The organism is Pseudomonas sp. P5_A12, from assembly GCF_056400685.1.
On record NZ_JBFUKU010000009.1, the window covers coordinates 36412 to 57841 of the forward strand.

The 21430-nt window shown below is 60.1% G+C and carries 20 protein-coding genes; 14 read left to right on the forward strand and 6 right to left on the reverse strand.

Annotation, left to right across the window (positions count from 1 at the left end):
• Window positions 1–4 precede the first annotated feature (4 nt).
• From AC1DSG_RS02695 to AC1DSG_RS02705, 3 genes are all read right to left on the reverse strand, one after another.
• Window positions 5–2848, reverse strand: coding sequence for a class I adenylate cyclase (locus AC1DSG_RS02695; protein ID WP_477789470.1), 2844 nt, complete (start codon window positions 2846–2848; stop codon window positions 5–7).
• 192 nt (window positions 2849–3040) lie between these two features.
• Window positions 3041–3286, reverse strand: a complete 246-nt coding sequence (locus AC1DSG_RS02700) for a TIGR02647 family protein (RefSeq protein ID WP_477789471.1) — start codon at window positions 3284–3286, stop codon at window positions 3041–3043.
• A 226-nt stretch (window positions 3287–3512) separates the two neighbouring features.
• Window positions 3513–3797 (reverse strand): hypothetical protein, encoded by a 285-nt coding sequence (locus AC1DSG_RS02705; protein WP_007894899.1) that lies wholly within the window; start codon window positions 3795–3797, stop codon window positions 3513–3515.
• Window positions 3798–3921: 124 nt separating this feature from the next.
• Here AC1DSG_RS02705 and AC1DSG_RS02710 point away from each other — a divergent pair, with 124 nt between their 5' ends.
• The gene (locus AC1DSG_RS02710) at window positions 3922–4581 is read left to right on the forward strand and encodes a glutathione S-transferase family protein (RefSeq protein WP_477789472.1); all 660 of its coding nucleotides are present in this window, start codon (window positions 3922–3924) and stop codon (window positions 4579–4581) included.
• Between the two features lie 104 nt (window positions 4582–4685).
• On the opposite strand, the gene argH is transcribed toward AC1DSG_RS02710, so the two are convergent.
• Window positions 4686–6080 (reverse strand): argininosuccinate lyase, encoded by a 1395-nt coding sequence (argH, locus tag AC1DSG_RS02715; protein ID WP_150780141.1) that lies wholly within the window; start codon window positions 6078–6080, stop codon window positions 4686–4688.
• Between the two features lie 457 nt (window positions 6081–6537).
• On the opposite strand from argH, the gene AC1DSG_RS02720 reads away from it, so the two are divergent.
• The 7 genes from AC1DSG_RS02720 (at window position 6538) to rsd (ending at window position 12966) form a co-directional block, all read left to right on the forward strand.
• Window positions 6538–7284 (forward strand): LytR/AlgR family response regulator transcription factor, encoded by a 747-nt coding sequence (locus tag AC1DSG_RS02720; RefSeq protein WP_477789473.1) that lies wholly within the window; start codon window positions 6538–6540, stop codon window positions 7282–7284.
• A gap of 138 nt (window positions 7285–7422) precedes the next feature.
• The gene (gene hemC, locus AC1DSG_RS02725) at window positions 7423–8364 is read left to right on the forward strand and encodes a hydroxymethylbilane synthase (RefSeq protein WP_477789474.1); all 942 of its coding nucleotides are present in this window, start codon (window positions 7423–7425) and stop codon (window positions 8362–8364) included.
• Window positions 8361–9128: a uroporphyrinogen-III synthase gene (locus AC1DSG_RS02730; protein ID WP_477789475.1), complete on the forward strand. Its 768-nt coding sequence runs from the start codon at window positions 8361–8363 to the stop codon at window positions 9126–9128. The genes hemC and AC1DSG_RS02730 overlap by 4 nt, the downstream gene beginning before the upstream one ends.
• A 16-nt stretch (window positions 9129–9144) precedes the next feature.
• Window positions 9145–10299 carry a uroporphyrinogen-III C-methyltransferase gene (locus tag AC1DSG_RS02735; protein ID WP_477789476.1) on the forward strand — a complete coding sequence of 385 codons (1155 nt, stop codon included), beginning with the start codon at window positions 9145–9147 and terminating at the stop codon, window positions 10297–10299.
• Window positions 10296–11534 (forward strand): heme biosynthesis HemY N-terminal domain-containing protein, encoded by a 1239-nt coding sequence (locus AC1DSG_RS02740; RefSeq protein WP_477789477.1) that lies wholly within the window; start codon window positions 10296–10298, stop codon window positions 11532–11534. Before AC1DSG_RS02735 ends, AC1DSG_RS02740 begins: the two co-directional genes overlap by 4 nt.
• Window positions 11535–11778: 244 nt before the next feature.
• Window positions 11779–12330: a disulfide bond formation protein B gene (locus AC1DSG_RS02745; protein WP_477789478.1), complete on the forward strand. Its 552-nt coding sequence runs from the start codon at window positions 11779–11781 to the stop codon at window positions 12328–12330.
• A gap of 177 nt (window positions 12331–12507) precedes the next feature.
• Window positions 12508–12966 carry a sigma D regulator gene (gene rsd / locus AC1DSG_RS02750; protein WP_477789479.1) on the forward strand — a complete coding sequence of 153 codons (459 nt, stop codon included), beginning with the start codon at window positions 12508–12510 and terminating at the stop codon, window positions 12964–12966.
• A gap of 58 nt (window positions 12967–13024) precedes the next feature.
• On the opposite strand, the gene AC1DSG_RS02755 is transcribed toward rsd, so the two are convergent.
• Window positions 13025–13690, reverse strand: coding sequence for an FKBP-type peptidyl-prolyl cis-trans isomerase (locus AC1DSG_RS02755; protein WP_477789480.1), 666 nt, complete (start codon window positions 13688–13690; stop codon window positions 13025–13027).
• 192 nt (window positions 13691–13882) lie between these two features.
• Between AC1DSG_RS02755 and AC1DSG_RS02760 the strand changes: the two genes are divergently transcribed.
• Complete coding sequence (locus tag AC1DSG_RS02760) at window positions 13883–14932, forward strand: AlgP family protein (RefSeq protein WP_477789481.1); 1050 nt, start codon at window positions 13883–13885, stop codon at window positions 14930–14932.
• Here the strand turns inward: AC1DSG_RS02760 and AC1DSG_RS02765 are convergent.
• Complete coding sequence (locus tag AC1DSG_RS02765; protein WP_477789482.1) at window positions 14929–15393, reverse strand: TIGR02444 family protein; 465 nt, start codon at window positions 15391–15393, stop codon at window positions 14929–14931. The two genes, AC1DSG_RS02760 and AC1DSG_RS02765, sit on opposite strands and share 4 nt — an antisense overlap.
• Before the next feature lie 50 nt (window positions 15394–15443).
• Between AC1DSG_RS02765 and AC1DSG_RS02770 the strand changes: the two genes are divergently transcribed.
• From AC1DSG_RS02770 to AC1DSG_RS02790, 5 genes are all read left to right on the forward strand, one after another.
• Window positions 15444–17354 (forward strand): ATP-binding cassette domain-containing protein, encoded by a 1911-nt coding sequence (locus AC1DSG_RS02770; RefSeq protein ID WP_477789483.1) that lies wholly within the window; start codon window positions 15444–15446, stop codon window positions 17352–17354.
• On the forward strand, window positions 17354–17935 hold the full coding sequence (locus AC1DSG_RS02775) for a mechanosensitive ion channel family protein (protein ID WP_027926426.1): 582 nt from the start codon (window positions 17354–17356) through the stop codon (window positions 17933–17935). Before AC1DSG_RS02770 ends, AC1DSG_RS02775 begins: the two co-directional genes overlap by 1 nt.
• A 251-nt stretch (window positions 17936–18186) precedes the next feature.
• The gene (rhtB, locus tag AC1DSG_RS02780; protein ID WP_027926427.1) at window positions 18187–18819 is read left to right on the forward strand and encodes a homoserine/homoserine lactone efflux protein; all 633 of its coding nucleotides are present in this window, start codon (window positions 18187–18189) and stop codon (window positions 18817–18819) included.
• Window positions 18820–18970: 151 nt separating this feature from the next.
• On the forward strand, window positions 18971–20869 hold the full coding sequence (locus AC1DSG_RS02785) for an FTR1 family protein (protein WP_477789484.1): 1899 nt from the start codon (window positions 18971–18973) through the stop codon (window positions 20867–20869).
• Window positions 20870–20909: 40 nt separating this feature from the next.
• Complete coding sequence (locus tag AC1DSG_RS02790; RefSeq protein WP_027926433.1) at window positions 20910–21365, forward strand: YaiI/YqxD family protein; 456 nt, start codon at window positions 20910–20912, stop codon at window positions 21363–21365.
• The last annotated feature ends 65 nt before the right edge of the window (window positions 21366–21430 follow it).

Here is a 21430-nt window from a genome sequence, read left to right on the forward strand (position 1 = left end):
CCTCTCAGACCTGTTCGAGCGCCTCGTTCAACGAGCGCTCTAGGTCAGCCTTGTAGCGCAGGTACAGATTGCTGGAACTCTGACCATCACCAAGCAGGCCCGAGAGGCCCAGGTCGGTGATGTAGCAGCGATAGCGTTCGGTTTCGCGGCGCTGCTCGACAATCTCTTGCACGACCACACTGAACAGTTGGTCGCCATGTTCCAGCTCTGAAAACTCTCGCTGATTGCAATACAACGTCACCTGCACCTTTCCAGGCGCGGCGTTGCCGATGATTGCCTGCACGTCGTAGAACGGTTTGTTGACCGGCGTTTGTGGCGCTGATCGCGGCTCGACCCGGCGCGCCCGTCCGGGGCCGGACGGCAGCAGTTGGTAGTACAGCGTGTCCAGGCTCAGGGGTTGCGCGGCGTCCATCGGCAACATGGCATCGCGCCGGTACTGGATCGATTGCAGGAAACGTTGCAGCGGCACCAACAGACTGTGTTCGTCGTGATAGGGCAAGCGTTGTTGCCACAGCGCATTGAATTCATCCAGAACATAGAGATCGGCCTGATCCTCGTTGATCCTGTAGAACACCTGAATGCACTCGGCCTGACCCATCGGCAGGATGAGCGCGAGGTCGTGGTCTTCCAGCGCCATCGGGTCCAGGTGCAGCGGGCTGTGCCTGGCCAGTTCCTCACCCAGGTAATCGATCAGCGCCGGCAAGGTGGCGATGGCGACGTGATGAACCTGGCCCGGCACTAATTCCAGGACGTGATAGTGCTGTTGGACCTGGATCAGGTAGCGGTGATTAAGGTCGCTTAGCAGCAGGTTCTGCGCGGTGTCGATCACCTCTTCAACCCTGCGGGCAATGAACTGCGCGCGGTTATGGCAGAAGCAGCGAACCCGTAATTTGGGCTGCTGTCGCTCGCTCGGCAAATTGTTGAGGTAAGCGCTCAGGCAGTCGAGCAGGGCGTGAGGGCCGTCGAAGCGGCTGACCAGCACTTCGTTCCAGCTGTTGAGCGTGACCTGGTCCAGCGTCAGCACCAGGTTCTCGCGGACACCGGCATAGCTGAGGGAGTCGGTGCGCTCGGTGGTCATCAGGATGTTCATGTCGCGATGGTGCTTGAGCGGATCGACGCCAACGTTCACCAGGACCAACACTTCGCTCGGTATGCTCGCGCGCAACAAAGGTTCCTCTGCGATGGTAGGCAGGGGCAGCGCGATGCTTTGTTGCAGGCTGCCGAGCAGGTTGAACAGCTCGAACTCGCTCAGGTCGCTGGTGCCGGGGTGCAGGGCGAGCCGTGTGCTGCTGTCGATAACGCCATTGCGGTGGCACCAAGTGAGTAATTCGAGCAGTTGGCGGCTGCGTTTGATCGGCGCGAAATGCTCCCACTCCTGAGCGCTCAGGCTGCCGTTGTACAAGCCCCACTGGGTTTGCCCCGGCTCTTTCTTGTTGGGCGCCTGCACCAGCGTCAGCGTGTCTTCGGCCAGGTCCGGGGCGATGCCCGGGTTAATAAATTCGACCTTGTCGGCCTTGCGCTCAAAGGCCGCGTACAGTCGTCGACCCAACACGTTGAGGTCGCGTTTGTTGATCAGGCTGACGGTGTGTTCGGTATGGGCGAATTGGGTCAAGAAGCGGTAGCTGTAATTCAGTTCGTTAACCAGAGCGCGGCGTTCAGAGCTGACCTGACGGACTTTCCATTGGCTGCGGCTATCGAGCAGCGCCAGCTGCCGCTGATCCCAGCCCCATTCTTGAGCCAGCCGCTCAAGCAATGAGCGTTGCCAGCTTTGAGTGCGGCTGTTGCCGGTGAGTTTGCGATTGACCTTCAGGTACAGCGCGCGGCGTACCAGTTCCAGCCGTTGCGGTTCGCCCCGGGCCTTGAGGTATTCCTCGATGCGCCGGTAGACCACGATGTAAGGGTCCAACTCGTCTAGGTCCAGGTGATTGGCGAATACGGCTTGCTTGAAACGCAGGCTCAGGCAATGAACCTTCGGGTGTTCGCTGGCGTAGACCTCGGTCAGCAGCAGTTTGAGCACCGACTTGTAGGGCGACTCGATGCCCTTGAACAACTGCCAGAGCCCCGCACCGATGAATTCGCCGGGAGGAATGCAGGCCAGATGCCCCAGGTCCAGGTTTTCATCGGCACGAATGAAGCGTTTGGACAGGAGCGTGTGGGTGTATCGGTCGTAGGCTGATTCTTCGTAGACCGGCACCAGCCACCAGATCGGTGTGCGGCCCGCCAGCCAGATGGCAGTGCGGTAGAACTCGTCCAGCAGCWGGTAATGCTGGGTGGTGCCGCAGTCTTCGGAACTCAACTGGGAGTCGCGCTCGCCAAGCACGAAGCGCGTCGGGTCGATCAGGAAGAAGTGCGCCTCGGCACCCTGGCTGGCGGCCCAGACTTCCAACAGTTGGCACTTTTTACGCAACTCAGCGAGTTCGCTTTCTCTGAGGTCCGGAGCATGACAGACCCAAACGTCCATGTCGCTTTGATCGGCTTGAGCCAGCGTGCCAAGGCTGCCCATCAGGAACAGGCCGTGGATCGGTCGCGGCGGATTGCTGCCGTGGCGCGGTTTGTAAGAGAACGAGCGGGTCAGGCGCTGCGCTTCCGCGAGCGCATTGGCATCCGGCTCGAAGTTCGACAGCCCGGCCGGCGTACTGCTGGAAACATACCCCGGCAATAACGGATGATTAACATGGAAAAACAGCGGTAGCAGCGTCAGCACTGTTTGCTGGCGGGTCGACAACCCTTCCTTGGCCCGGGTCATGCGACCTTCATTGAGCGTTAGAAAGCGCGCACGCAGTTGGCTGAGAACCTTGCGGTCGATTCCCTCGTCCAGATCGGGGCGGATTTCATCGGTGCGGGACATGTCAGCTCAAACCGGCTCGCGAGGCTCGGAAGTGGGGTCGGCGGATAAGGGGCAGTTTAGCGCCTCGGGCTCGCCACTCTTAAGCTGAATTTGTTTTTGACGTCAGGTTTTTATCGCGCGGGTGAGGAAGGTCGCGGAGTGTGCCCGCGGAAATCCCGGTTGTAGGGGTTCCCGTGGGCGATGTGGTGATCTTCAGGCTGTTTCTTCGACGCTCAGAATGGTCAGCAGCGTCTGCACATTTTGTGCAGCATCACGCCCCAGGCTGGTCAGGTAACCGCCATCGGGCTGGTCGATCAGTTCTTTTTCATACAAGCGTTGGGCGGCAGCAATGGCTTTCGGAGCAGCGGTCTGATGAATTTTCAAACCTTCCTGGGAACTGTCCAGGTTGAAGAGTGCGAGGATTTCCAGTTCGGCAACCAACTCAGGGGTAAGCGACATAAGGACTCCAGACTTTCTAGGAATTGGACGACAGCGCCCCTAAGGTGAGCCCACTTGTGCGGCATGTCCAGTGCCTGCGTCAGGGTTTTTTCACCTCGGGAAGCATTCCCCGGCGGGTGGTGCGGCAGCGGGGTGCGTACCAGTGTAGTCAGGGTATGGGGGAAGGCAGGATTGATGGGTGACAATTTGTGTAGGAGCGGATTGCCCGCTCCCGTACGGTGCTCGTTTACTTTTTTTCCGGTGGCAATTCCGGCAGCGCGCGCAGCGCCGTTTCGTACCATTCGGTATTGAACGCGCGGTCTTCTTCGAGGATCGCATCAATTTCTACCGCCAACACGTGCGCCATCAAGTTGAGGATTTCTTCGCGCTCGTAACCGACCAGCGTCAACTTGTTGAAGGTCGCTTTGGCCGCCGGCGGGTTGTCGCTTTCAATCTGGTTTTCGATGGCTTCGATCAGGGTGTTTTCGGCGAACTCTTCTTCGTCGATCTCGATATCAGTTGGCTCGCTCATGGCAGGCTCCTCAAGTTAAGGCGGCCAGTTTACCTGCATTCAGCGTTGTGATGCTGCTGGCAAGAATCGCGCGGTCGTTCTATAAAACAGGACTGCCAACCCCGCACGGCCTGGAGGCTTTGTGATGCTCAAGCTTTATGGATTTTCCGTCAGTAACTACTACAACATGGTCAAACTGGCGCTGCTGGAGAAGGGACTGCCGTTCGAAGAAGTACTGTTTTACCCTGGCCCGAGCCCCGAAGCACTGGCCATCAGCCCGCGCGGCAAGGTGCCAGTGCTGCGCACCGAGCAAGGGTTCATCAACGAAACAGCGGTGATCCTCGAATACATCGAACAAAGCCAGAAAGGCACGCCGCTGCTGCCGAGCGATCCTTTCGAGCGTGCACAGGTACTGGCGCTGGCCAAGGAAATCGAGCTGTACATCGAGTTGCCGGGACGAATGTGCTACGGCGAGGCGTTTTTTGGCATGCAGGTGCCGGAGGCGATCAAGGAGAGAACCAAAGCGGAGTTGCTGCTTGGGTTTGCCTCGTTGGCGCGGCACGGCAAGTTCGCCCCTTATGTGGCGGGGGACAGTCTGAGCATTGCCGACATTTATTTCTTGTATAGCGTGCCGTTGGCGTGTGCGGTGGGGAAAAAACTGTTTGGCCTGGATTTGCTGGCCGAGATGCCGGCGGCCAAGGCGCTGCTGGAGCGTCTGGGGGATAATCCGAATGTGCAGCGGATTGCGGCGGACAGGGAGGCGGCGATGCCAGCGTTTATGGCGATGATCGCGTCCAAGAAGTAGGTTTTGTAGCGATTTAACAATCGCATTCGCGAGCAGGCTCGCTCCCACAGGGTCCGGTGTGTTCAACACTATTCACTGTAGGAGCGAGCCTGCTCGCGAAGCTTTTAGCGGCTGGCGAGCAACGCCTGGCCGCGAACCACTGCCAGCTTGACCTGCGCCGGTGCAGTGCCGCCGATATGGTTGCGCGCATTGACCGAACCTTCCAGGGTCAGCACGGCAAACACGTCCTGATCAATCTGGTCGCTGAATTTGCGCAGCTCTTCCAGGCTCATTTCCGCCAGATCCTTGCCGCTTTCCACGCCGTACTTCACGGCATGACCAACGATTTCGTGGCAGTCACGGAACGGCAGGCCACGGCGCACCAGGTAGTCAGCCAGGTCGGTAGCGGTGGAGAAGCCGCGCAGCGCTGCTTCGCGCATCATTGCGTGCTTGGGTTTGATCGCCGGGATCATGTCGGCAAAGGCCCGCAACGAGTCGCGCAAAGTATCGGCGGCGTCGAACAGCGGTTCTTTGTCTTCCTGGTTGTCCTTGTTGTAGGCCAGCGGTTGGCCTTTCATCAAGGTCAGCAAGCCCATCAGGGCGCCGAAGACGCGACCGGACTTGCCGCGAACCAGTTCCGGCACGTCGGGGTTTTTCTTTTGCGGCATGATCGAGCTGCCGGTGCAGAAGCGGTCCGGCAGATCGATAAACTGGAACTGCGCGCTGGTCCACAGCACCAGCTCTTCGGAGAAGCGCGACAGGTGCATCATCGCGATGCTGGCCGCCGAGCAGAACTCGATGGCGAAGTCACGATCGGACACGTTGTCCAGCGAGTTGCCGCCGACGGCGTCGAAGCCCAGCAGCTGCGCGGTGTATTCGCGGTCGATCGGGTAGGTGGTGCCGGCCAGCGCGGCGCTGCCCAATGGCATGCGGTTGGTACGCTTGCGGCAGTCGACCAGACGCTCGTAGTCGCGGCTGAGCATTTCGAACCAGGCCAGCATGTGGTGCCCGAAGGTCACGGGCTGCGCGGTTTGCAGGTGGGTGAAGCCGGGCATGATGCTGCCGGCTTCGCGCTCGGCCTGCTCCAGCAAGCCTTTTTGCAGGCGGGTGATTTCGCTCAGGATCAGGTCGATCTCGTCGCGCAGCCACAGGCGAATGTCGGTAGCAACCTGGTCGTTACGGCTGCGGCCGGTGTGCAGCTTCTTACCGGTGACGCCGATGCGGTCGGTCAGGCGTGCCTCGATGTTCATGTGCACGTCTTCGAGGTCGATGCGCCAGTCGAATTGACCGGCCTCGATTTCACCCTGGATGGTGTTCAGGCCATCGATGATGCTGTCACGCTCGGCATCGGTCAGCACGCCAACCTTTGCCAGCATGGTTGCGTGGGCGATCGAACCCATGATGTCGTGGCGATACAGGCGCTGGTCGAAAGTGACGGAGGCGGTGAAGCGGGCGACGAAGGCGTCGACGGGTTCACTGAAGCGGCCGCCCCAGGACTGATTGGTCTTGTCAGTGCTCATGAATTCGCTCGTATCGGCTGGAGAAAAGTGACGTTGAAAGCTGTTGCGGATAATAACAGGGTTGCCAATCCTGTCGTTGACACTGGTCGATACGTTTTTTTCTTATGCCGCGGTCCATACTCAAGGAGTCTTTACCAAATTGAGCAACGATATTTGTCAATTGAGCAATATCGTCCCGGCAACCGTCTACAGTTGGACAGTAGTATCCGCGCACTTCCTGGTGCGAGAACCGACTATAAGAAGAGGGGGTGTTCATATTGTGTATCGGCAAACCCTACGGCGATCCCTCGCTAACGCGGGCCAGAGCCTCCAATCACGCGGCAGTTGAAAATTTAGCCGCCGATTTCGCGGCACTTTTTGGCCCTCGCGCTAGTCTTAGCGTGGATCGCGGTGACGGACGTCACTTCACCTGTCTACGCTATCCTTGTGCGAGACTCACGCAGGAATCCAGCGCAATATGAATGTCCTGATCGTTGATGACGAACCCTTGGCCCGCGAGCGCCTGAGCCGAATGGTCGGTGAACTCGAGGGATACAGTGTCCTGGAGCCCAGCGCCACGAACGGCGAAGAGGCGTTGGCTCTGATCGACAGCCACAAGCCGGATATCGTGCTGCTCGATATCCGTATGCCAGGCCTCGATGGCCTGCAAGTGGCTGCGCGGTTATGCGAACGCGAAACTCCGCCCGCCGTGGTGTTTTGTGCAGGACCCGATGAATTTGCCGTGGAAGCCTTACAGGCCAGCGCCGTAGGCTATGTGGTGAAACCAGTGCGTACTGAACATCTTCAAGATGCATTAAAGAAAGCCGAGCGCCCCAACCGTCTCCAGCTCGCTGCCCTGACACGCCCTGCCGCCGAAAGTGGCAGCGGTCCCCGTAGTCACATCAGTGCGCGAACCCGAAAGGGTATCGAGCTGATCCCGTTGGATCAGGTGGTCTACTTCATTGCCGATCACAAATACGTGACCCTGCGTCACGAAGGCGGCGAAGTGTTGCTGGATGAGCCGCTCAAAGCCCTAGAGGATGAGTTTGGCGACCGATTCGTGCGAATCCACCGCAACGCTCTGGTCGCCCGTGATCGCATAGAACGCCTGCAGCGTACGCCTCTGGGACATTTCCAGCTGTTCCTTAAAGGCTTGAACGGTGACGCATTGATTGTTAGCCGGCGCCATGTGGCTGGCGTGCGAAAAATGATGCAACAGCTGTAATTCGCCGTTCGCAGGCGAGTTGAATAGCTAATTCCGGGATATTCGAGGCCAGGGAGGCCGCGCAGTTTCTGATACAAGTCAAAGTGGATTTGGCTGAGCTGTTATTATCCGCCGTATCTATTCAGTACGGATTGATCCATGTCCACTCGCGAAATCCGCATCGCCACCCGCAAAAGTGCCCTGGCCCTATGGCAGGCCGAGTACGTCAAAGCCCGTCTGGAAGAGGCCCATCCCGGTCTACTCGTGACGTTGGTGCCCATGGTCAGTCGCGGCGACAAGCTGTTGGACTCGCCACTGTCGAAAATCGGCGGCAAGGGCCTGTTCGTCAAAGAACTGGAAACCGCGCTGCTGGACAACGAAGCCGACATCGCTGTGCACTCCATGAAAGACGTGCCGATGGACTTCCCCGAAGGCCTCGGCCTGTTTTGCATCTGCGAGCGTGAAGACCCGCGTGATGCTTTTGTTTCCAACACCTTCGCCAGCCTGGATGAGTTGCCACAAGGCAGCATCGTCGGCACCTCCAGCCTACGCCGTCAGGCCCAACTGCTGACCCGCCGTCCGGATCTGGAAATCCGTTTTCTGCGTGGCAACGTCAATACACGCCTGGCCAAGCTCGATGCCGGTGAGTACGACGCCATTATCCTCGCCTCCGCAGGCCTGATTCGCCTGGGCTTCGAAGACCGTATTACCTCGGCAATCAGTGTCGACGACAGCCTGCCGGCCGGTGGTCAGGGCGCTGTGGGTATCGAATGCCGCACGGCGGACAGCGAAATTCATGCCTTGCTGGCGCCGTTGCATCATCAGGACACCGCCACTCGCGTGACCGCCGAGCGTGCGCTCAACAAACATCTTAATGGCGGTTGCCAGGTACCGATCGCCTGCTACGCCGTGCTGGAAGGTGAGCAGATCTGGTTGCGTGGTCTGGTCGGTGATCCAAGTGGCGGTCTGTTGCTCAGTGCCCAGGCCCGCGCGCCACGCGCCGACGCCGAAGCCTTGGGCGTAAAAGTGGCCGAGGATCTTTTGAGCCAGGGCGCCGAGGATATTCTGAAAGCGGTTTATGGCGAGGCAGGTCACGAGTGACGGGGTGGCGCTTGCTGCTGACCCGCCCTGCGGATGAGTCTGCGGCACTGGGCGATGTTCTCGCGCAAGTGGGGATTTTCAGCAGCAGCTTGCCGCTTTTGGAAATCGAGCCGATCCCTGTCTCTGACACAATGTGCGCGGCGATTCAGAGGCTGGATCGTTGTTGCGCGGTGATCGTGGTCAGTAAACCCGCGGCCAGAATTGGCGTCGAGCTGGTCAGCCAGTATTGGCCGCAACCCCCTGTGCTGAAGTGGTTCAGTGTGGGCGCCGCCACCGCGCAAATCCTTGAGGACGGCGGACTGGACGTGACCTGTCCAGCCGAAGGTGATGACAGCGAAGCATTGCTTGAGCTTGCGCAGTTGCGCGAGGCTATCACCCGGCCCGATCCGAAAGTGTTGATCATGCGCGGGGAAGGCGGGCGCGAACTCCTGGCTGAGCGTTTGCGCGAGCTTGGTGCTAGTGTCGAGTATCTGGAGTTGTACCGCCGGGGCTTGCCGTCCTACCCGCTGGCGGCACTGTCTGACCGGATCGTAGCGGAACGCTTGAACGGGCTGGTGGTCAGCAGTGGGCAAGGTTTTGAGCACCTGCATCAACTGGCCGGCGCTGCCTGGCCACAATTGGCGCGGTTGCCGTTGTTTGTTCCAAGCCCCAGGGTCGCCGAGCTGGCACGTGCTGCCGGGGCCCAAACAGTTGTGGATTGTCGCGGCGCCAGCGCCGCGGCATTGCTGACGGCGTTACGGGAGCATCCCGAACCCGTTCTCTAATGCAAAGGATGGATACGTGAGCGAAACTGCCTTGCCTAAAGATGACGTCCAGCCAGTGCTCGATGCGCGGGTTGAAACTCCGGATGGAACTGCACCGCCTGCCGCCGTGCAACGCCGAGGCAATGGGCTGGCAATCGTCGCGCTGTTGCTCGGCGCTGCCGGTGTTGCGGTGGGTGGTTGGGGCGTCTGGCAGGTGCGTCAACTGCAAACCAATAACCAGCAGCAACTGGCTCAGGTACAGGCTCTGAACGATCAGGCGCAAAACCTCAAGCTCAATGAGCAGCGCATTAGCGCACGCCTGGAACAGTTGCCTGCAGTGGATGAACTGGAAGCGCGCGCCCGTCTGGTGACGCAGTTGCAGGGTGATCAACAGCGCCTGAATCAGCGCCTGGAAACCGTCCTCGGTGCAAGCCGCAAGGACTGGCGTCTGGCCGAAGCCGAGCACTTGCTGCGGCTGGCCAGCCTACGCCTCTCTGCATTGCAGGACATCAGCAGCGCCCAGGCGCTGGTGCAGGGAGCCGACGAAATTCTTCGTGAACAGAACGATCCGGGCTCCTTTGCGGCTCGTGAGCAAGTGGCCAAAACCCTGGTGGCGTTGCGCAGCACCGAGCAGCCGGACCGCACCGGGTTGTTCCTGCGACTGGGCGCTTTGCGTGATCAGGTGATCGACCTGACCGAACTGGCGCCCGAGTACAAAGACCGGGGAGATTCGCTGCTGGGCCTGACTGCCGATGGCGACGGTGCCAGTCGTTGGGCGCAATGGTGGGATCAGATTTCCCGCTACATCCGCATCGACTTCAATGCTGACAAGAATGTTCGCCCATTGTTGGCCGGGCAGAGCCTGAGCCAGGTGCGTCTGGCCCTGAGCCTGGCGCTGGAGCAGGCGCAATGGGCCGCGCTCAATGGTCAGGCAGCTGTGTACACCCAGGCGCTGGCGGAGGCGCGGGATGTGTTGACCGGTAACTTCAACCCGGACAACCCTCAGAGCAAAGTGATGCTTGAGCAGGTCGGTGAGTTGAGCAAGCAACGGGTCACGGTCGTGACGCCGGATCTGACCGCCACGTTGAGCGCGGTCCAGGGGTATCTGGAGCGGCGCAATGTCAACGCCGAAGACTCGATCAAACCGATGGATAAACCGGCCGCAGGTACCGTTCAGGAGGCAACGCCATGAAACGCCTCTATGTGGTCGTATTTCTGGTGATCGCCGCTGCTGCCGCACTGGGATTGGCGATTGCCGAGCATGCCGGTTACGTGCTGATTGCCTATAAGAGCTTCCGTTACGAATCGAGCCTGTGGGCGACCCTGGCGTTGGTCGCGGTATTGTGGCTGCTGTTCTGGGGTATCAAGGTGTTGGTTGAACTGGTGATGACCTCCAGCGGCGTGGTCAACCCCTGGTCGCACCGTAATCGCAGTCGTCGGGTGCAAGTGGCAATCGAGCACGGTCAGCTGGATTTGGCGGAAGGTCGCTGGGCGAGTGCGCAGCGCCATTTGCAGCGGGCTGCCGAAGCCGAGCGCCAGCCATTGCTCTACTACCTTGGCGCTGCTCGTGCCGCTAACGAACAAGGTCATTACGAAGAAAGCGACAACTTGCTGGAGCGTGCGCTCGAGCGCCAGCCACAGGCTGAATTGGCGATTGCCTTGAATCACGCTCAATTGCAGACCGACCGTGGCGACACCGACAGCGCCTTGGCAACGCTTCAGGTCATGCATGAGCGTCATCCCCATAACGCCCAGATGTTGCGCCAGTTACAGCGCCTGCTTCAGCAGCGTGGTGACTGGTCGGCGGTGATTCGCCTGTTGCCCGAGCTGCGCAAGGATAAAGTCCTGCCGCCCGCCGAACTGGCCGAACTGGAGCGCCGTGCGTGGGGGGAAAACCTGTCTCTGGCGGCGCATCAGGAAGAGGGCGGCAAGGTCGGTTTGCAATCGCTCGGTCGCGCCTGGCAGCAGCTCACCTCGGCTCAGCGCCAGGAGCCTCAACTGGTGCTGGCCTATGCCGAGCAGTTGCGCCAACTGGGCGAGCAGGTCGAAGCGGAAGAGGTGTTGCGCACGGCCCTCAAGCGCAATTACGACAGCCATCTGGCGCGCCTGTATGGGCTGGTTCGTGGCAGCGATCCGGCTCGGCAGCTACAGACTGCCGAAGGCTGGCTCAAAGGTCACCCGGGCGACCCTAGCCTGTTGCTGACATTGGGCCGCTTGTGTCTGCAAAACAGCTTGTGGGGCAAGGCGCGAGATTATCTGGRAAGCAGCCTGCGGGTTCAGCGCAATCCGGAAACCTGTGCAGAATTGGCGCGATTGCTGGCGCAGCTGGGTGACACGCAGCGCAGTAATCAGCTGTTTCAGGAAGGCCTGGGCATGCTCGATGAGCGCCTCCTGGCGGCACCGCTTCCGGCATTGGCTCACGCTTGAAGCCGATCCTCCTGTAGCAGCTGGCGAGAGCCGTTCTCTGGAGCGATCCGGCCGCTCTAAATTCGTTGCATGTTTGTCTTTGTAGTCCCTTGTCGGCTTCGTCCTACAGGGGACTACATCAAATCCTCTCGATGCTGTCGGGAAATCCCTACGCTTCTGGTGAAGTGTCCGTGCCGGCCTGTCTTGAAAGGCTGGCGCGCTTTCCTCTACCGTAACCACCTGTCTCTACTGGTACGGAAACGCCATGTCTTTGGCCTGCTCACGCTCCTTGTTTTTCATGATTTTCATTACAGGTTCCCTGGCCTTGGGTGTTTCCTTTTACCTGGAATATGCGGTCGGACTCAGACCCTGCGGCTTGTGCCTTTTGCAGCGGTTTTGCCTGGCGTTGCTAACGGGTATCTGCCTGACAGCTTCCGTGCAAGGCCCCAGGCGTTTTGGATCATTCCTGTATTGGTTGCTCGGCTTTTTCTGCAGTGTCGCGGGTACGATTACGGCGTGGCGGCAGATTTTGCTGCAGAGTGATCCTTTGCATGAGCTATTGACGTGCCCGCCCAACCTGGACGCGGCGTACGAGAACCTGCCCTGGTTATGCCAGGTCACGCAGATGTTCCAAGGGGACGCCGATTGTGCCGAGATTTCCTGGACGTTGTTTGACCTGAGCGTTCCGGAATGGAGCCTGCTGCTCTTTGTTGCGATGACGATTCTGGGGGTATATCAGTTGCTGCACATCGTCTGGCTTGCGTGCGAGCGACCGCTCAGCGGCGAGTTGTCGCACCGGGTGCAATTGAACGATTAAACACTTGTATGAACTTTATCTGCTGCGTACCTTGAAGCCACAGCCGCGCGGGCATAATCTGGCCCGCACGTGTCATTGGAATTATGTTGCTCGATGGCGCTCTGCCTGACCGGTACTTGACCTTCAAGTGTGCGACAGGTGTAGGGCAGCATGACCCACAAGGGAAGAGAGATCACCATGCTCGAAAGTTGTCAGAATGCTCAGGAACGTTGGGGTGGAGTGCATCTGCTGATCGATCGTTGGTTGCAGGAACGTCACGAGCTGGTTCGAGCCTATGATGCCCTCGGCGCCAAGCCAGAGGCTCTCGGCGACAATCGCAAGCCGTTGCAGGAGTTCTGCGGCGTGCTGGTCGATTACGTGTCTGCCGGGCACTTCGAGATCTACGAGCAGTTGACGGGCGAGGCCAAGGCCTTCAACGACAAGCGTGGTCTGGAACTGGCCGAGACCATCTACCCGCGCATCGATGTCATCACTGAAAAGCTGCTGGCGTTCAATGACCTGTGTGATGCAGGCAAGTGCGTCGCAGAGAAATTCAAGGAATTGGGCGGCCTGTTGCATGAACGCTTCGAGCTGGAAGATTGCCTGATCGAAGTGTTGCACACAGCTCACAAGGAAGAGGACTCGGTTCAGGCCTGAATCGCTTCCTGCAAGCTAAAAACGGTGCGCTTTGCGCGCCGTTTTTTGTGTCCGCGATTCAGCTGGTGGCGCCGCGCAATTCGACTTCAAATACCAGCGGTGTGAACGGTGCGATCAGATCACCGGCACCCTCCGCGCCATAGGCCTGAGAGGATGGGATCACCAAGCGCCATTTCGCACCGACCGGCATGTTTTGCAGTGCACTGCGCCAGCCGCTGATCACGCTGTCGAGACTGAACCACTGCGGCTGATTGTTCTGATCGAACACCGTGCCATCCGGCAGGCGCCCGACATACAAAACCTGGACCTTGCCGTCAGGGCCAGCCTTCGCCCCGGTACCGGGTGCCAACTCGGTCAGCAATACGCCATCCGTTAATTCGCGAACGCCCGGCCGGGCTTTTTCTTCGGTGAGAAAACGCTGCTCTTTTTCGAGTGCGGCTTCACTTTGCGGGAGCACCGGTTGTTCGGCGATTCCTGCTTCATGCTCGGCCAGGATCTGCTCGATCTGCTCGTCTTTCAATGCCAGCGGCTTGCCTTGATACGCTTGTTGCAAACCTTCCAGCAGTGCCTGAAGTTGCAGGTCGGGAACCTCCTGGCGCAGGCGCTCACCGAGGCTCGCCCCCAGGCTGTAGGCAAGATCGTGAGCGTTATTTGTGGAGGTTTTTTCGTGGGCCTGAGCCGCCGATAAAAATACGCACAGCGATAAAAAAAGGTAGCGCGACATGGGCACTCTCCGGCCTGAGATGCGCTGGATTATGCCAGTGTGAATGCGCACAAAGGTGAACTGGTTTTGCGCAAGCACAGAAGATTTTCGATCCGTTGCAACGCAGCGCTTTCGATACTGTCAACATGCCCTAGCGGCGGTAGCAGCAGAGGTCTAGTATGAGCCGCACCCACGTCAGCCAGGAGGTAAACCATGTCGGCCACCAAGAAGCCTGTAAATACCCCGTTGCACTTACTCCAACAACTCTCGGGCAGCCTGCTCGAGCATTTGGAAAACGCTTGTTCACAAGCTTTGGCTGATGCTGAAAAATTGCTCGCCAAGCTGGAAAAGCAGCGCGGAAAAGCGCAGGAAAAATTGCACAAGTCCCGTACCAAATTGCAGGATGCTGCGGCGGCCGGCAAGGCCAAGGCACAAGCCAAAGCCAAGGGCGCGGTGAGTGAACTTGAGGAATTGCTCGATGCCCTCAAGGATCGTCAATCGGAAACCCGCAGCTACATTCTGCAACTCAAGCGCGATGCTCAAGAAAGCCTGAAACTGGCCCAGGGCGTCGGTCGTGTCCAAGAGGCTGTCGGCAAGGCGTTGTCCCTGCGTGCGGCCAAGCCTGCTGCGGCACCTGCCAAGAAAGCCGCCGCCAAACCCGCAGCTGCAAAAGCACCGGCTAAACCTGCCACCAAGGCACCGGTGAAAACTGCTGCAAAACCTGCCGCTGCGAGAACTGCTGCTACCAAGCCAGCTGCAAAATCGCCTGCTGCCAAACCCGCAGTAGCAAGAACCGCAGCAGCCAAACCCGCTGCAAAACCTGCCGCTAAAACAGCAGCTGCGAAACCTGCTGCCAAGCCAGCCGCTGCGAAAACCGCCGCTGCTAAACCGGCTGTAAAAGCTACAGCCAAGCCAGCTGCTAAACCGGCTGTAAAAGCTGCAGCCAAACCTGCTGCTAAACCGGCTGCCAGAACTGCTGCCGCGAAACCCGCTGCTGCCGCCAAGCCAGCCACTGCCGCCAAACCAGCCGCAGCGAAACCAGCCGCTAAGCCAGCTGCTGCAAAACCGGCTGCAAAACCAGCAGCCAAGCCTGCTGCTGCAAAATCTGCCGTTGCCAAGCCGGCCACCGCGCCAGTTGCCAAGACAGCCAACCCGGCTCCGGTAGCGACGTCTGCTTTAGCAGCAGCCACTTCGACAGCCACGCCAGCGCCAACGCCGGCCGCCGCATCGATCGCAGCAACCACCCCAACCAGCGCTTCCTAAGTGCCGGTTACCGCGACGCGCAGCTGATGCAGCGCGTCGCGGTCCAGGTTGGCGGCGCCTGCCGCCACACCTTCCAGCCAGGCCGTCAGATCGGTCGCCTCACCCTGCGGCCAACTCTGCGCCGATCGCTCCAGTCGCAATAACAGATGCCGTTCGGCTTCCAGCTCCAGTGCCTTCACTTGTTCGCGCAACTTCTTCAGCTCTGTATCTTCAGTCGCGACGGCTTTCCATTGCATACGCAATGCGCGCAACGGTTGCACGACATCCGCATCCCAAGGTTGTGCCACGGCGCGTAGTCGTTGTAATCGCTGTTCATTGCAGGCGACGCCATGTTGTCCCAACCACGATCCACAGAGCAGCAAACACACATTGACGCCTGCTGCCTGCAATTGCAGGCAAGCGCGCTCAACGCCGGGACGGGCGTAAGTCGTCAGGGAAAAGCTCCACAGGTCAGAGGACATAGTGCTACTCGCGCCAGTTGCGAGCGAAGCTGGTAGACTCCGCCGCCATTATGATTCGACTTCAGAACCTGACTTTACAGCGTGGCCCGCAACGTCTGCTAGAAGACGCCGAGCTGACCCTGCACGCCGGCCACAAAGCCGGCCTCATCGGTGCCAACGGCGCCGGCAAATCGAGCCTGTTCGCCTTGATCCGGGGCGAACTGCACCCGGACTCGGGTGACTGCTTCCTGCCGGCCGACTGGCGCATCGCCCACATGCGCCAGGAAATCGAGACGCTCGAACGCCTGGCGGTCGACTACGTGCTCGATGGCGACCTGCGCCTGCGTGAGGTGCAACGCGACCTCGCCGCGGCCGAAGCGGCGCATGACGGTGCCGCTCAGGCCCGCCTGCACTCGGAACTCGACAGTGCCGACGGTTACACCGCCGACGCTCGGGCCCGCAAATTGCTGGCCGGCCTTGGGTTCACCAACGAGCAGATGGATCGCCCGGTAGGAGATTTCTCTGGTGGTTGGCGGATGCGTCTGAACTTGGCGCAGGCATTGATGTGCCCCTCGGACCTGTTGCTGCTCGATGAGCCGACCAACCACTTGGACCTCGATGCCATCATCTGGCTGGAAGAGTGGCTCAAAAGTTACCCCGGCACTTTGTTGCTGATTTCCCACGACCGGGACTTCCTCGATGCCGTGGTCGATCATGTGGCTCACGTCGACCAACGCAAGATAACGCTGTATCGCGGTGGCTATAGCGCTTTTGAACGCGCCCGCGCCGAACGTCTGGCCCAGCAACAGCAGGCGTACGAGAAGCAGCAGGCGCAACGTGCGCACATGGAAAGCTACATCGCCCGATTCAAGGCCCAGGCCACCAAGGCTCGTCAGGCCCAGAGTCGGATCAAGGCGCTGGAGCGGATGGAAGAGCTGTCCGCCGCCCACGTCGATTCGCCGTTCGATTTCGTTTTCCGTGAGTCGCAGAAAATCTCCAGCCCGCTGATCGATCTGTCCGATGCCCGTTTGGGTTACGGCGACAAAGCCGTGCTCGAGAAGGTCAAGCTGCAACTGACCCCAGGCGCGCGCATCGGCTTGCTCGGCCCGAACGGTGCCGGTAAATCGACCCTGATCAAAAACCTCGCCGGTGAGCTTGAGCCATTGGCAGGTCGCCTGACCCGTGGCGAGAACACCGTTGTCGGTTACTTCGCCCAGCATCAACTGGACTCTCTCGACGCCAAAGCCAGCCCGTTGCTGCATTTGCAGCGTCTGGCGCCGACCGAGCGTGAGCAGACGCTGCGCGACTTCCTCGGCGGGTTTGACTTCCGGGGTGCGCGTATCGATGAGCCGGTGCTGAATTTCTCCGGTGGTGAAAAGGCCCGTCTGGCCCTGGCGTTGATCGCTTGGGATCGGCCGAACCTGCTGCTGCTCGACGAACCGACCAACCACCTGGACCTGGAAATGCGTCTGGCGCTGACCATGGCGCTACAGGAGTTCAGTGGTGCGGTACTGGTGGTCTCCCACGATCGGCATTTGCTCAAAAGCACGACCGATAATTTCTATCTTGTGGCGGACGGCAAGGTCGAGGAGTTTGACGGCGACCTGGAAGACTACGCCCGTTGGCTTGTCGACTATCGCCAGCGCAATGCGCCGGTCAGCAACACGCCGGTCAATCCGGACAAGACCGACAAGAAAGCCCAACGCCAGGCCGCTGCTGCGTTGCGTCAGCAACTGGCGCCGCACAAGCGTGAGGCTGACAAGCTGGAAGCCGAGCTGGGCAAACTGCACGAGAAGCTGGCGAAGATCGATGCCAGCCTTGGTGACAGTGATATCTACGAACCGGCGCGCAAGAATGATTTGCGCGATCTGCTGGCTGAACAAGCCAAGCTGAAGGTGCGTGAAGCCGAGCTTGAAGAGGCCTGGATGGAAGCGCTGGAGCTGCTTGAAAGCATGCAGGCGGAGCTGGAGGCGCTGTCTTGATGGAGGCGTTCAAGCTGCCGTTGCCGGCGGTATGGATCGAACCCCTCTGGCTCGTCGTGCAAATCCTGCTGATTTTGCTGGCCGGTTATTTCACCCAGCGCTTCGTTGCCAAGGGCCTGACCCGGCTGGGCGAGCGTTATCCGTTTCCGCCGCAGTTGCTGATGCCGCTGCGAGGCGGATTGCGCTGGCTGATCATGGGCAGCGCGTTGATTTTCGTGCTCGAACGCCTCGGGGTGTCGGCCACGGTGCTCTGGACCGCGCTGTCCGGCTTCGTCGCAGTGGCGGCGGTGGCGTTTTTCGCCATGTGGAGCGTGCTCTCCAACCTGCTGTGCGCGATCCTGATCTTCACCGTCGGCCCGTTTCGCCTCGGCGACGTGGTCGAGTTGGTGGACACCACGGACAAGCCCGGCGTCAAAGGTCGGGTGGTGGCGATCAATCTGCTTTACACCACGCTGATCGAAGCGGAAGAACTCGGCACGGGCAGTGCGATGGTTCAGGTGCCTAACAGCCTGTTCTTTCAGCGCTCGGTTCGACGCTGGCGCGGTAGTGATGTATTCCCTTCTAGCGGGTTTGAAAAGTAAGCCTTCTGTTGCCTGATATGCCGCTTTCGTCGGAACGCCGCCCGGAGCCGACTCGCTCCCACACTAGATCTTCAGTGGACAGCTCTTTTGTGATCGGCCGCGAACCACGGTGGGAGCGAGCCGGCTCGCGAAGGGGCCCTGAAGCTATAAACGCTGGTCGGCAGCCGCAACATCCGGCAAAAAATCGGTAGTCACCAACCCAAACCCGCATTAGCTTAGGCGTCTGTCACGAGTCTGAGTCGAGGTGTGCAATGGAGCTTCAAACATGGCTGGCGTTTTTTGCCGCCTGCTGGGTGATCAGTCTGTCTCCCGGTGCCGGCGCCATTGCGTCGATGTCCAGCGGTTTGCAGTACGGTTTCTGGCGCGGTTACTGGAATGCCCTGGGCCTGCAATTGGGCCTGGCGGTGCAGATCGCGATTGTCGGTGCGGGTGTGGGCGCGATCCTCACGGCTTCAGCTTCGGCCTTCTATGCGATCAAATGGTTCGGCGTGGCGTACCTGGTTTACCTCGCCATCAAGCAATGGCGCGCGCTGCCCAGCGACATGAGCGATGACGCGGCAGTGCGTCAGATCGGCAAGCCGATGGCGCTGGTGTTCCGTGGTTTCCTGGTCAACATCAGCAACCCCAAGGCGCTGGTGTTCATGCTGGCGGTGTTGCCGCAGTTCATTGACCCGCATGCACCGTTGCTGGCCCAGTACCTGATCATCGGGGTGACCATGATCTGCGTAGACCTGATCGTCATGGCTGGTTACACCGGATTGGCGTCCAAAGTACTGCGTCTGTTGCGCACGCCCCAGCAGCAAAAACGCATGAATCGCACTTTTGCCGGGCTGTTCATCGGCGCGGCGGCGTTCATGGCGACGCTGCGTAAAGCCGCCGTTTAAAAGCACCCAAGGACAAAAAGGCGACCTTTGAAGTCGCCTTTTTTCATGCCCGTATTAAGCACAGAACCCGTGGAGCTAGCGAACAAAGCTTGAGTGAAAGTCATTGGGAGGGAACAATGTGTTACTTCGTATTACCAATTGAGATTCATTCATGACTGCCCCGTCCCGTTTTCTGGCCTGGCTGGTGCTTCCGTTGTTTGCCTTGTGCAGTTCCAATCTGCTGGCCGACACCGTGGAAGGCGCGCCGCAAGCGCTGCATTTGCTCGATTACATCAGCGCGGATTACCCGCAAACCGTGCAAGCGGGCAAGGTAATCGATGAGTCTGAGTACCGCGAGCAGCTGGAATCCATCAAAACCTTGCAAGGATTGATCGGTGCGATGCCGGCCAAGCAGGAGAAAGCCGGGCTGGAGCAGGGCGTCAGCTCGCTGGCCAGTGCCATCGCGACCCGTCAGGACGGCGGGGACGTGGCCCGTCAGGCCCGGCAACTGGGTGCGAAACTGGCCGTGACTTATGAAGTCAGCCAGGCACCGATCATTACCCCGGATCCGACCCGAGGCGCGCCGCTGTATGCTCAGCATTGTTCGGTGTGCCACGGTGATGCGGGGGCTGGCGACGGCCCGGCGGGTGTCGGCCTGACGCCACCACCGTCCGATCTGCGTGATACGACACGCCTGGGTCATTTGAGCCTCTACGCGCTGTATAGCACGTTGGGCCAGGGTATCGAAGGTACCGACATGCCGGCCTTCGCCGATCAGCTTGACGATCGTCAGCGTTGGGATCTGGCCACCTACATCGCCAGCTTCAGCGCCGATCCGGCGGCTGCCAAATCCGACAAGACCTACAACATCGCCGACCTCGGCCGTCAGACGCCGGCCGAAGTGCAGGCCGCGGATGGCCCACGAGCTGCCGCCACGTTCCGTGCGCAGCGGGCGCAACCGCCGCAGGTCAAGCGTGGCCCGGCGCAGTTGCTCGACTACACCGCCGCTACCCTGGACAAGAGCATCGCCGCCTACCGTGCCGGTGATCACGATCAGGCCTATGACCTGTCTGTCGCGGCGTATCTGGAAGGCTTTGAGCTGGTCGAAAGCTCCCTCGACAACGTCGATGCCAATGTGCGCAAGGACACTGAAAAATCGCTGATGGCCTACCGTCAGTCATTGCAGGACGGTTTGCCGGTGGCCCAGGCCCAGGAGCGTCTGGATACGGCCAAGGCCAAATTGAAGGAATCTGCGGGCCTGCTGGGCAGCGATGGCCTCAGTTGGTCCCTGAGCTTCATCTCCGGTTTGCTGATTCTACTGCGCGAAGGTCTGGAAGCCATTCTGGTGCTGGCGGCGATCCTGGCCTTCTTGCGCAACACCGGCCAGCAATCGGCCGTGCGCAGCGTCAACGTCGGCTGGGGCCTGGCGCTGGTGGCCGGTCTGGCAACCTGGGCGCTGGCGGCGTACGTGATCGATGTCAGCGGCTCCCAGCGTGAGCTGCTGGAAGGCGCGACGGCGCTGTTTGCCTCGGTCATGGTGCTCTGGCTCGGGGTGTGGATGCACGACCGTCGCCATGCGGCGGCGTGGCAGGATTACATCAAGAGCAGCCTGGTGGGTGGTGGCGGGCGTTTTGGCTTTGCGATCCTGGCGTTTTTCTCGGTGTATCGCGAGTTGTTCGAAGTGATTTTGTTCTACGAAACCCTGTGGCTGCAGGCAGGTCCCGCGGGGCACAACGCCGTGCTGGCCGGCGGCGCCACGGCGCTGGTGCTGTTGGTGGGCCTGGCGTGGGTCATCCTGCGCGGTTCGGCGAAATTGCCGCTGGCGTTGTTCTTCAGCATCAACGCCGGTCTTTTGTGCGCGCTGTCGGTGGTGTTCGCCGGGCATGGTGTGAAGGCGTTGCAGGAAGCCGGAATCTTCGGCACCCGGCCGGTGCCGTTCTTTGAATTTGACTGGCTGGGCATTCATGCGGATGCGTATTCGCTGAGTGCTCAGGTGGTGGCGATCATTGCGATTGTTGTGCTGTATAGCCGCAGTTGGATGGCCGAGAAGCGGCGGGTGACAGTCTCTTAACAGCATTCGCTGCGCTCATTTTTTGGAAGAGGAAAACATGATGCGAGTCTGGATCGACGCCGACGCCTGCCCTCGGGCGGCCAAGGACCTGGTGGTGAAGTTCGCTCTCAAGCGCCAGTACGAAGTGGTGCTGGTGGCAGGGCAGCCGCAGATCAAGCCGGGGCTGGCGCTGGTGAAGTTGATCGTGGTGCCGAGTGGCCCGGACGCCGCCGATGATTATCTGGTGGAGCATGCGGTGCCGGGTGAGCTGGTGATTTGCAGCGACGTGCCGCTGGCGGACCGTCTGGTGAAGAAGGGCGTGGCCGCACTGGACCCGCGAGGCAAGGAGTTCGACGCACAGAACATGGGCGACCGGCTCGCGGTGCGCAACTTGTTTACCGATCTGCGGGAACAGGGGCAGATGGGGGGTGGTCCGGCACCGTTTGGCGAACGAGAGAAGCAGGCGTTTGCCAATGCGCTGGACCGGATACTGACCCGGCTGACCCGAAAGCCCTGAGCCTTGCGCCGAACCCTGTGGGAGCGAGCCTGCTCGCGATAGCGGTCTTTCAGTCACATTGATGC

Coding starts and splice junctions, on each gene's coding strand:
- hemC (WP_477789474.1), top strand. CDS start 7,423: ATGTCCACTCGCGAAATCCGCATCGCCACCCGCAAAAGTGCCCTGGCC.
- AC1DSG_RS02790 (WP_027926433.1), top strand. CDS start 20,910: ATGCGAGTCTGGATCGACGCCGACGCCTGCCCTCGGGCGGCCAAGGAC.
- AC1DSG_RS02700 (WP_477789471.1), bottom strand. CDS start 3,286: ATGTCGCTTACCCCTGAGTTGGTTGCCGAACTGGAAATCCTCGCACTC.
- rhtB (WP_027926427.1), top strand. CDS start 18,187: ATGGAGCTTCAAACATGGCTGGCGTTTTTTGCCGCCTGCTGGGTGATC.
- AC1DSG_RS02760 (WP_477789481.1), top strand. CDS start 13,883: ATGTCGGCCACCAAGAAGCCTGTAAATACCCCGTTGCACTTACTCCAA.
- AC1DSG_RS02745 (WP_477789478.1), top strand. CDS start 11,779: ATGTCTTTGGCCTGCTCACGCTCCTTGTTTTTCATGATTTTCATTACA.
- AC1DSG_RS02720 (WP_477789473.1), top strand. CDS start 6,538: ATGAATGTCCTGATCGTTGATGACGAACCCTTGGCCCGCGAGCGCCTG.
- AC1DSG_RS02710 (WP_477789472.1), top strand. CDS start 3,922: ATGCTCAAGCTTTATGGATTTTCCGTCAGTAACTACTACAACATGGTC.
- rsd (WP_477789479.1), top strand. CDS start 12,508: ATGCTCGAAAGTTGTCAGAATGCTCAGGAACGTTGGGGTGGAGTGCAT.
- argH (WP_150780141.1), bottom strand. CDS start 6,080: ATGAGCACTGACAAGACCAATCAGTCCTGGGGCGGCCGCTTCAGTGAA.
- AC1DSG_RS02705 (WP_007894899.1), bottom strand. CDS start 3,797: ATGAGCGAGCCAACTGATATCGAGATCGACGAAGAAGAGTTCGCCGAA.
- AC1DSG_RS02785 (WP_477789484.1), top strand. CDS start 18,971: ATGACTGCCCCGTCCCGTTTTCTGGCCTGGCTGGTGCTTCCGTTGTTT.
- AC1DSG_RS02770 (WP_477789483.1), top strand. CDS start 15,444: ATGATTCGACTTCAGAACCTGACTTTACAGCGTGGCCCGCAACGTCTG.
- AC1DSG_RS02775 (WP_027926426.1), top strand. CDS start 17,354: ATGGAGGCGTTCAAGCTGCCGTTGCCGGCGGTATGGATCGAACCCCTC.
- AC1DSG_RS02755 (WP_477789480.1), bottom strand. CDS start 13,690: ATGTCGCGCTACCTTTTTTTATCGCTGTGCGTATTTTTATCGGCGGCT.
- AC1DSG_RS02765 (WP_477789482.1), bottom strand. CDS start 15,393: ATGTCCTCTGACCTGTGGAGCTTTTCCCTGACGACTTACGCCCGTCCC.